The following is a 10,003-nucleotide window of genomic DNA, read 5'->3' on the forward strand; positions in this document are numbered from 1 at the left end:
TCAGACCTCCGAGTTTCTGCGCTGCAGTGCCCGCCCGAGCACGGTGATGGAGACGACGGTCGCGGCGACGGCCAGGCCGGGAAAGATCGAGATCCACCACGCCAATCTCAGGAACTCGCGGCCCTGAGCAAGCATCACGCCCCATTCGGCGTCCGGAGGCTTCACTCCCAGGCCGAGAAAGCTCAGTGCAGCGACGGAGATTATGGCGGTCCCGACACCCACGGTCGCCACCGCGAGCAGCGGGCGCACCGTGTTGGGGAGGATGTGGAGACGAACTATTCGCAGTCGCGGCGTTCCGAGTGCGACGGCGGACGTCACGTACCCCGCGCCGGCGACGGGGAGCGCCTGCGCACGTACCACCCTGGCGAACCGGGGAACCATTCCAAGAGCGACGGCGATCAGCGTGTTGAGCGGCCCGGGTCCGAGCACGGCGATCACGAGCAACGTCAGCAGCAGGTCGGGAAATGCCATGGCGATGTCGATGCCGCGTAGCAGTGTCGCGCGCACGACACGGGGACCGAGCGCGGCCGCGATGCCGAGTGCAGTGCCGATCACGACCGCGAGAACAGTTGCCCCCACGCCGATCAGCAACGAGAACCGTGCCCCGTGCACGACCCGAGCGAACACGTCGCGACCCAGGTTGTCGGTCCCGAACAGGTGGTCGACACCGGGTTCGGCGAACGGTGAGCTGGGATCGGTGAGGTTCGGATCGGCCGACGCCAGCAGCGTCGGAAAGGCGGCCGCGAGCGCTGCGATCACGACGAATACCGCGGCCAGGGCGAGGCCGGGGCGGGTGGTCCGCGGAACCGATCGCCGCGCGGTGAGTACATCGGTCACGCGGGAACCTCCTTCGCCGTGCCCGGGCGTCGGCGAGAGGTCGTGCGGAGCCGGGGGTCGATGACCACGTACAAGGCGTCGAGCACGGTGTTGACGACGATGAACACCAGCGCGGACAGCAGGACGATGCCGAGTACGACGGGCATGTCCTTGGATCCGATGGCGGCGAGCGTCACGCGACCGAGTCCGGGCCTGGCGAAGACGGTTTCGGTGAGGACTGCCCCGCCCAGGGTCGCGCCGACGAAGTACGCCGTCAGTGTCGTGGCAGGCAGGAGTGCGTGCCGAAAGGCGTGCACGAGAAGGACGCGTGCCCTCGATGCACCTCGTGCCTGGGCGGTGAGGACGAACGGTTGAGCCAGGGCGTCCTCGACACCGTCTCGAAGGACCTGCGACAGCAGCCCTGCGACAGGAAGTGCAAGTGTGACGACCGGAAGAACCAGGGAAGCATCGGTCTTCGCGGACGACGCAGGGAACCATCCGAGGGTGAACGCGAACACCCACAGCAGCAGGATTCCGATCCAGAAGGTGGGGATCGACACGGACAGCAGCTCGAAACTCGACGCCCACGAACGTGATCGGGGACGGCCTGCGGTGGTCAGCGCAAGGACGGACGCAATGACGACGGCGAGAACGACAGCCGGAACCGCCAACGACACCGTCGGCCACAGCTCGGCCCCGATGACGTCGGCAACCGGTCGCTGCAACTGGTAGGACCGGCCGAGATCACCGGTGAAGACTCGCTTCAGATAGCTCAGGTACTGGAGCAGCACTGGCTGATCGAGCCCGTACGAGCTGCGTATCGCATCCCTCTCGGCGGGCTGCACCACGGAGTCGCTACCCAGGATGATGTCCACCGGATCGCCCTTGATTGCGTGCAGAGCCAGGAACGTCGCCGTTCCCGCACCCCACACCACGAGAACCGCGGCGAGTGCCTTACCGCCCACTGCACGGACCAGGCGGTGTGCGGTGGACGGCGGCGCTGTATCGAGCACCGGCGCTGTCTCGACCGGCCGTGAGGCGTCAGTCTGTGAGGAAGGCATCGTAGAACAGTGGTGATGCGTTGGTGGCGAACTTGATTCCGTGTACGCCGTTGGACGCCCCGAGCCGGTAGGCCTGAACGTAGACCGGTACGTAGTACGCCTTGTCGATGACCTCGCGCTGCACGTCGGCGTAGATCTGCTCACGATCCGGTCCGTTGGCCGTAGCCGCGCCCCTGGTCAGGAGTTCGTCGAGTGCGGGATCGGTGTTCCGTGCATAGGCGCCACCGTTCGGCGGGGTGTTGGTGGAGAGAAACACGGTACGGAGAATGTCCGGCTCCGGTCGCACGAAGAAGATGGCCGCAGCCTCGTAGTCACCCCGCGCAGCTCGGTCCGTCCACGTACCGGTGTCGATGGGCTCGACGACGAGGTCGAAGCCCACGTCGCGCTTGATCTGGTCCTGGAACGCTTCGAGCAGAGGCGCGTTCTCGGCGAAGTAGCTGGAGGAGTCGTACGGGAAACGCACGGTGAGGCGCTGACCGTCCTTGGTGCGGTACCCGTCGGCGTCGCGTCCGGTCCACCCCGCCTCGTCCAGAAGCGAATTGGCCTGGTCCGCGTCGAATCCCCACGTCTGCGCGATCGAGGAATCGTAGTACGGCGTCTTCGGGCCGAGAACGTTGTCCGCCGCCGCGAGCTGTCCGAAGAACACCGATTGCACGAGCTCAGGTGAGTTGAGCGCGCTCTGGAAAGCCTTGCGAACCCTGACGTCCGTGAACGGTTCCGCCTGTGTGTTGAGGAAGATGCCGTAGTTGACACCTGGATTCTCGTACTTGATCAGTTGCAGATTCGGATCCTCGTCCACCACGGGCGCATTGGCCGACGGTACCGCCGCGATGGCGTCGACCTCGCCGTTCTCGAGCGACCCGAGGCGGGTGGAGTTCTCCGGCAGAATGCGGAAGTTCAGTCGGTCGAGGTACGCGGCGCCGGTGTGATCGGCGTACCCGGGTCCCCAGTTGTAGTCGTCACGCTTGGAGAGTTCGAAACCGACGCCCTTGGTGTAGCTGTCGAGGACGAAGGGACCGGAGCCGACGACGGTGGTGCACTCGGCATTGTCGGTGCCACGCAAGTGAGTCGGAGATTCGATACCCAGGAACGGTAGCGATGCGCCCTGCAGGAACGACGGATAGGGCGCGGTGAAGTCGACGCGGACCGTGGTCGGATCGACTGCGGTGACCTCACGCAATGGGCCCAGCAACGAGCGTGCGTAGTTGGACTTGGTGGCCGGATCGAATATCCGATCCAGATTGAACTTCACGGCGTCGGCGTCGAGTGGCGTTCCGTCCGAGAACGTGACGCCGTCGCGGAGCGAGAACGTGTAGCTCGTCGCGTCGTCGGACACTTCCCAGCTCTCCGCCAGCCACGGCGTGAACTCGTTGTTCTCGGTATGTCCCACAAGCGAATCGAGAACGTTGCGCGACACCAGTGCGGCAACGGAACTGCCGGTCTGCTGCGGATCGACACAATCGAGGTCCGAGTTGAGACCGAAGGTGAAGGTGCCGCCGCTGACGGGCTCGGCGTTCTCGTCGAACGTACTCGCCGTGTCGCTGCCGCCCGCGCAGGCGGACAGGAACAGACCGGCAGCGACGGCGAGAGCTGACGCCGACAGGACATGGTTGCGCCTCATGTCCCCCAGCCTGTATCAGTCGGCCAGGCCGTAAAACCCTTTCGATCAGCGTGATTCGTTGGCGCCGGACGTGAGGAGCTCGACGGCGAGAGCATCGTTGTGGCGGAAGAATCCGGCGTTGGTCCGAGGTCGCGGGAAGGCAGAGGACCAGGTGTGACCCGCGACCCACGGACCGACCGCGAACCGAGCGGGGTGAACGCTGCCGTCGGAGTGCAGGATTCGGGACCGTCCGTCGACGGAGATCTTGGCGGCACTGCGTTCGTTGGCGCGCACCTCCACCATCTGTCCACATTCGTGCAGGGAGCGAAGCAGTGCGTCCCCGCTGGATCGGATGGACGCGACGGGAAGTCTGGCGTCGACGAGCGTTCGCGCGGTGACGGTGTCGTCGTGTGACGCGCTCCGAGCCGTGAACACGCCGGCGTTGGTATCGGCACTGAACGTGGTGTCGGGGCCGAGGAACCGAACGATCCCGCTCGACGCGAGCGCGCGCAGCTGTTCGAGACGTTGTGGAGGAGGGCCGCTGGCGATGAAACTGAAGAACGAGTGCAGCCACCCTTCGATGTCCTGCGCTACCGACTCGGCAGGAATTCGACCGCGTCTCAGCAATTCTCCCGTGGTCATGTACACCGACAGCAGCGCGTTGAACACCGCTGCGTCGCTACTGTAGTGATGATCGGCGCGTCGGGCCAGGTCCGATTCGATGTATCCGATGATGCGCGCGGTGGCGTCGTCGACGCTGTCGTACGTCTCACCGGTGAGAGGGCGATCGATCAGAGCGAGATCGATACGGTCGTCGTCTTTGGGTACGAACCGCTCGACCAGGGCTGCCGACTCCTCCGAACCCCAGGCGACAGCGTCGAACTCGATCTCGAAATCCTGCCACGTGCCGGTGGTGCGGTCGGCGTGCGAGGCGAACAGCTCGTGATAGTGAGCGCCGGCAAGCTCTTTCGCTGCGGTCGGCCACACGTCGCGCCGGAAGTCGAGAAACCCGTCCCCGGGGAAGCCGTCGGCGGTGAAGTACTTCGGGAGCGGTGGCCGGGCGGCGGCGATGTCGTAGCCGATCTTCGAGTGGTACGGCACGCCGCGGCGCGAGCCTGCATAGATGACCGGCTCACGGCCCGACGGCCGGTAGGTCAGGGTTTTGTCCGGTAGCCGCGAGAACGTTCCACCCCGGCTTTCGGCGAGCAACACCATCCAGTCGACGAACGCGAGCCCCAGGCCTGCCACCAGGATGGGTTCCGACTCCGGGACGACGTCCGGATCCAGGTCGGCCGTGTATCCGGGCCCGACGTACGTCAGTCCGTAGGTATCGGCGAACGTGTGCAGATACTTCTCGGCGGACGACGGCAGGGCGTCCGGATGGCCCTGGGACAACAGCACGACATCGACCCCGACCACCGAACCGTCGTCGAGAATCAGGCGCTGCCCGGGCTCGTCGTCGACGATGTCGACGACGGTGTTGCGATGCACCGTGACATCCACGGGAGCGTCCGTCACGGCTCTCGCGAAGACCCACTCGAGGTAGCGGCTCTGCAGTGTCCGCGAAGCGAACGACCTGGGTGTGAAATCGGCAAGCTCGGCGGTGAGCGCCGGGTCGTCGCGGAGGGATTCGAGGTTGCTCTCGACCCATTCGGCGAGAGTCGGGCCGGTCGAGACCGGCCCGGCGACCACGGTGGTGTCGTCGGTGAACATCGTGACGTCGGCGGCGACCGAGTTCATCCACAGCAGCGGCGGTTGCGAGCCTCGCCAGATGCGGCCGGCGCCGGCAGGAAAGGGATCGAAGACGTCGACGGTGACGCGGCGCTCCGGCGTCGCATCGAGATGGGCGAGCAGTCGCTCGAGGACACCGGTACCGCGCGGTCCCGCACCGACGATCGCAATACGGTGCGCGGGGGTGGTGCTCATAGTTCTGGTGCCTCCGTCGACCCTGGTAGTACCGCCTGATTGTTGCGGGAGTCGCATTGAAGAGTCAACGCAGAATCACGCTGATTCTATTTCTGTTCAGGGCCGTCGGAGCTCCTTAAACTTATGTGTTGCTCTGCCGCGTGTGCTGTGTCCACGGCGGCTTTCCTGTTCGTTCTCGTTCGTTGGTGAGGTGCAGTTGTCCATGGTGTTTACCCGATGAGCAGACGTCGAACACTCAAGACGGTCACCGGGGTCAGCGGCGGCCTCGACGTGTACGACGCCGCGGTCGACCCGGCGCGGTCCACCCTCGCGTCGTCGATCGAGATCGCGAAGATCGCCGAGAACAACAAGATCGACGCGTTGTTCGCCGCGGACCTGTTGAGTTTCGGTGCACAGGGGGCGATCGGGGCCCAGGAGCCACTGATCTACCTTGCGGCGCTGGCCGGTGTGACCACGGACATCGGATTGATCGCGACCGTGACCACGACGTTCCATCACCCGTACAACCTGGCCCGACTGTTCGGGACGCTGGATCACGTCAGCAACGGACGCGCCGCCTGGAACGCGGTGACGTCCTCGCTGGGTGAGGAGAACTACGGAGATCAGGACCTGCCGAGTCCCGAAGAACGGTACGCACGTGCCACCGAGTCGCTCGAAGTGGTGAACGCACTCTTCGACAGCTGGAAGCCGGGCGCGCTGGTACCGGGTTCCGACGGCGCGGTGTTGGATGCGTCGTTGGTGCGACCCATCGAGTACCGCGGCACGTACTACACCGTCCAAGGGCCGCTGAACATTCCGTCGCTGCCTCAGGGCAGGCCCGTTCAATTTCAGGCCGGACAGTCTGCCGGAGGAATCGAACTCGGAGCGCGTTTCGCCGAAGTCGTGTTCACGTCGCTGGCGACCCTCGAGGATGCCATCACCTACACCAAGACCATCCGAGCCCGCGCTGCCGAGTTGGGGCGCGGTGACGAACTTCCGTTGATCTTCAGTTCGTTCCACGCGACGTACGGTGCGACGGAAGCCGAGGCCCGACAACGGGTCGAGGAGTCGATCGGCACTCTGGACTTCGTCGCCGGACGCGCACGGTTGGAGGACATGCTCGGAGGCGGAATCGACCTGTCGGAGCTGTCGTTGGACAAGCCGATCCCGGTGGAGTTGCTGCCCGACCCGAAGACAGTCAACCGCCGTCGTGGACGAGTGGAGATATTCGGTAAGCTCGCCGCGGAGGGAAAGACGCTGCGCGAGTTGATCATCGCCTCGAAGGACACCGGACATTGGGCCGAGTCCGGGACACCCGAGCAGCTGGCCGACGCGATCGCGCAACGGTACGACGCCGGGGTCCTCGACGTGATCAGTCTCGGCGGTCTCGGTGATCCAAGCACACGCGATTTCGTCGAGAACGGATTGCTGCCGGAGCTTCGGCGCCGCGGAATCGTCGGAAACGATTATCGCGGAGGGACATTCAGGGAGAATCTCGAACTCCCTCCACTCGCTCGATTCCAGGGGGAAGCATGAAACGGTCGGCTTCGGTTGTGCTCGCGGTGTCGGCGACGACGCTCGTCGCCGCATGCGGCGGATCGGCGGAATCGACGTCGCAGGAAGGGGAGCCGCAAGCCGGCGGCACGCTCCGGTACGCGCTGTCGCAGGCTCCGACGTGCTCGGATCCCGCGCAGGGTGGCACCAACCAGACCATCTACGTGTCCCGTCAGATCGTCGATTCCCTGACCGACCAGGACCCCGAGACCGGCGAGATCACGCCGTGGTTGGCCGAGAGTTGGGAAGTCAGCAGTGACGCGACGCAGTTCACCTTCGTTCTGAAGGACGGCGTCACGTTCAGCGACGGAACTCCTGTCGACGCGGATGCGGTCAAAGCCACCTTCGATTCTGTCGTGAACGTTCTCGGCGCCCCCAAAGCGCAGCTCGGTGCCAGTTACCTCTCCGGTTACGCGGGCACCACCGTCGTGGATCCGTTGACGGCCCGAGTGCAGTTCGACGCCCCGAACGCGCAGTTCTTGCAGGCCACGTCGACACCTCAGCTCGGACTGCTGGCCAAGGCGACCACGGACAAGCCTGCCGAGGAACGGTGCCTCGGCGACAACATCGGCAGTGGCCCGTTCGTCTACGAGTCCTATCAGCAGGACAAGGCGATCACGCTGAAGAAGCGCTCCGGCTACGCCTGGGGTTCGGACGTGTTCTCCCACGACGGGGAGGCATACCTCGACGCGATCGAGTTCACGATCGTGCCCGAGTCCGGGGTGCGGACCGGCAGCCTGGCTTCGGACCAGCTCGACGCCATCAGCGACGCGTTGCCGCAGGATGCGCCGCAGATCGAGGCGTCGGGTGGCCGTGTGCTCACGACATCCAATCCAGGCACTCCGTTCGGCTTCACACCCAACGTCACTCGTCCCGTTCTCGGCGACGTCGAGGTACGCCGTGCGTTGATCCCGGCCCTGAACCGTCAGGAACTGGTGGACACGGTGCTCGGGCCGGACTTCCTGCCTGCCACTGGGACGCTTGCGAGCAAGACCCCGCAGTACGTGAAGCTCGACGACGTCACCTACGACCCTGATCGTTCACGCGACATCCTCGACGCCGCCGGATGGGTCCCGGGCGCCGACGGAATCAGAGAGAAGGACGGCCGACGGCTGTCGTTCTCCGTCACGTTCAGCGCGGTGTTCGCCGGTAACCAGGCCATTCTGGAGCTGGTGCAGCAGCAACTCGCGGACGTGGGCGTCGAGCTCGTCCTCGACCTGGTCTCGACGCCGGAAGCTCTGGCGCGGCAGGCGAGCGGTGACTTCGACTCCACCTACGGAAACAGCACTCGAGCCGACGGCGACATCCTGCGCACCTCGTATGCACTCGACGGTCGCAACAACAACCGTCGCGGCCCCATCCCAGAACTGGACGATGTGCTGGCGCGGCAGTTGAGCACGACCGATCCCGCCGAGCGAAAGGAAATCCTCGCCGACGCGCAGCAACTGGTGTCGAGCAACGGGCTGTTGATCCCGACCATCGAGCTCTCCCAGGCCATCGGTGCAGGGCCACGCGTACATGATCTGGAATTCGAAGCATCCGCCAGATTGCAGTTCTTCGACACCTGGATCGGATAGTTCCGGCGGGCAGGTTAAGAATCAGGCTGATTCGAAGGGTCCCGCTGCGGTGTCGATGGGTCTAGGTTGCTGTACATGTCCTGGCTGAGGCGCTTGTTCGATCTGCGATGGTTCGACAGTCACACCGCATGCGGAGTCGGCTGTGCCCGGGCTGCGGTGGATCTGTCCGTTCACGGCTGAGTCTCGCCCAGTCTGATCGGGGCCCTCGTCATGTGTTCCCCGTTCAGGTCTCGTCCCAGAGTCGGCAGTAGAAGTCGAGTTTCCGGCGGTCCAGTTCGATGCCGTAGCCGTCGAGAACTTCGGACGTGAACCGACGGCCGTAGTTCCACTCCGTGCTCATGATTGCAGGCGCCAGATCAGCCCATCGGTCGGCGACGCCCAGAGAACCCAGGTCGACGTGGGCGAACCAGTTGCCGTCGTTGTCCAGCAGCGTGTTCGGAGCGCACGCGTCGCCGTGACACACCACCGGGTCTACTGGAGGTGCTGTACCGACGGACGGATTCGACCCCAGCTTTTCGGCGGACTCGACTCGGGATTCGATCGACCAGTCGTAGGGGCACGTGGCGCGAGGCACTGCGTCGTGAAACGCGCGTAGACCGGTGCCGATGGAGCGGGCCGCGACGGTGGGATTCGCCGTCCAGGCATCGTCGACTGCGTTTGTCCCCGGTAGCGCTACGGTTACCAGCCACTGCGCGTCGGAGTCGGAACCGGCGTCGACAACCTCCGGAACCCGAGTGTAGGCCGAAACCCAGCGCAACTTGTCGGCCTCGACAGCAAGGTCGATCTGCACGTCCAGCGGACACCATTTCACGAACACCTGTCCGGTGCGGAAGGTCAGTCCACCCAACTCGTTCAGCCAGACCGGCTCTATCTCGGAGCTGCCAGCGTGGCGCCGCACCGCAGGCGGAATCGACACCGAGGAATCCGGACGGGTCACCCCGCCATTCCACCACAGCGCAGTAGTCGGCACCGGTCTCTTTCTCGACGACTGTGCTGCGCCTGTCAGAACGGTGCGGGGTCATCGGTGTCCTCTGCGTAGGTCGGCGGAGCAGTGGTGTCGTCGAGATCGGATTCGGGTTTGTCGGTGCGGTGGTGGGGTTGTCGTCGTTTCTTCGGTATGTGGGGTAGGAGTGAGCTCGGGGCCAGGTCGGTTCGGCCGGTGGTGTTTGCGGGGAGGGTGACTGCTGTGGTGCCGGAACTCGACTTCCAGTATTCGACGGCACCGGCGAGCATGGTGGGTCTCCAGGCGCCCATGGTTTTGAGGGAGTGGTGGTATCTGCAGAGGCAGTGGAGGTTGGTGAGGATGGTCCAGCCGCCGCGGGTGGGGTTGTGGTGGTCGAAGGCGATGACGTGGTCGATCTCGCAGCCGGCTGCGGGGACGTCGCATCCGGGGTGGCGGCAGGTGCGGTCGCGGTGTCGGACGAGGTCTGCGAGCGAGGGGCCGGGTCGGTAGGTCAGTGCGCCGGGTGGTGGGGTGGTGAGTCCGCCGT

The 10,003-nt window shown here is 65.1% G+C and carries 8 protein-coding genes; 2 read left to right on the forward strand and 6 right to left on the reverse strand.

Annotated elements, in window-relative coordinates:
- Genes CH289_RS13400 through CH289_RS13415 form a run of 4 tightly spaced genes read right to left on the reverse strand, consistent with a single transcriptional unit; the run spans position 1 to position 5,403 of the window.
- Positions 1 to 837 (reverse strand): ABC transporter permease, encoded by an 837-nt coding sequence (locus CH289_RS13400; protein ID WP_020110831.1) that lies wholly within the window; start codon positions 835 to 837, stop codon positions 1 to 3.
- On the reverse strand, positions 834 to 1,877 hold the full coding sequence (locus CH289_RS13405) for an ABC transporter permease (protein WP_196806157.1): 1,044 nt from the start codon (positions 1,875 to 1,877) through the stop codon (positions 834 to 836). The genes CH289_RS13400 and CH289_RS13405 overlap by 4 nt, the downstream gene beginning before the upstream one ends.
- The gene (locus CH289_RS13410) at positions 1,858 to 3,498 is read right to left on the reverse strand and encodes an ABC transporter substrate-binding protein (RefSeq protein WP_094728041.1); all 1,641 of its coding nucleotides are present in this window, start codon (positions 3,496 to 3,498) and stop codon (positions 1,858 to 1,860) included. Before CH289_RS13410 ends, CH289_RS13405 begins: the two co-directional genes overlap by 20 nt.
- 45 nt (positions 3,499 to 3,543) lie before the next feature.
- On the reverse strand, positions 3,544 to 5,403 hold the full coding sequence (locus tag CH289_RS13415) for an FAD/NAD(P)-binding protein (protein ID WP_094728042.1): 1,860 nt from the start codon (positions 5,401 to 5,403) through the stop codon (positions 3,544 to 3,546).
- A 216-nt stretch (positions 5,404 to 5,619) separates the two neighbouring features.
- Between CH289_RS13415 and CH289_RS13420 the strand changes: the two genes are divergently transcribed.
- Both CH289_RS13420 and CH289_RS13425 read left to right on the forward strand, forming a co-directional pair.
- Entirely contained in the window at positions 5,620 to 6,918 is a 1,299-nt protein-coding gene (locus CH289_RS13420) for an NtaA/DmoA family FMN-dependent monooxygenase (RefSeq protein ID WP_094728043.1), read from the forward strand.
- Positions 6,915 to 8,513, forward strand: coding sequence for an ABC transporter substrate-binding protein (locus CH289_RS13425; RefSeq protein ID WP_094728044.1), 1,599 nt, complete (start codon positions 6,915 to 6,917; stop codon positions 8,511 to 8,513). The genes CH289_RS13420 and CH289_RS13425 overlap by 4 nt, the downstream gene beginning before the upstream one ends.
- Positions 8,514 to 8,736: 223 nt before the next feature.
- Here CH289_RS13425 and CH289_RS13430 read toward each other — a convergent pair whose 3' ends face one another.
- Positions 8,737 to 9,450 carry an aminoglycoside 3'-phosphotransferase gene (locus CH289_RS13430; protein WP_094728045.1) on the reverse strand — a complete coding sequence of 238 codons (714 nt, stop codon included), beginning with the start codon at positions 9,448 to 9,450 and terminating at the stop codon, positions 8,737 to 8,739.
- Positions 9,451 to 9,515: 65 nt separating this feature from the next.
- Positions 9,516 to 10,003 (reverse strand): HNH endonuclease signature motif containing protein (locus CH289_RS13435; protein ID WP_143545082.1); only part of this gene is annotated, 488 nt, incomplete at its 5' end.

This window comes from Rhodococcus sp. RS1C4, from assembly GCF_002258225.1.
Taxonomy (GTDB): Bacteria; Actinomycetota; Actinomycetes; order Mycobacteriales; family Mycobacteriaceae; genus Rhodococcoides; species Rhodococcoides fascians_E.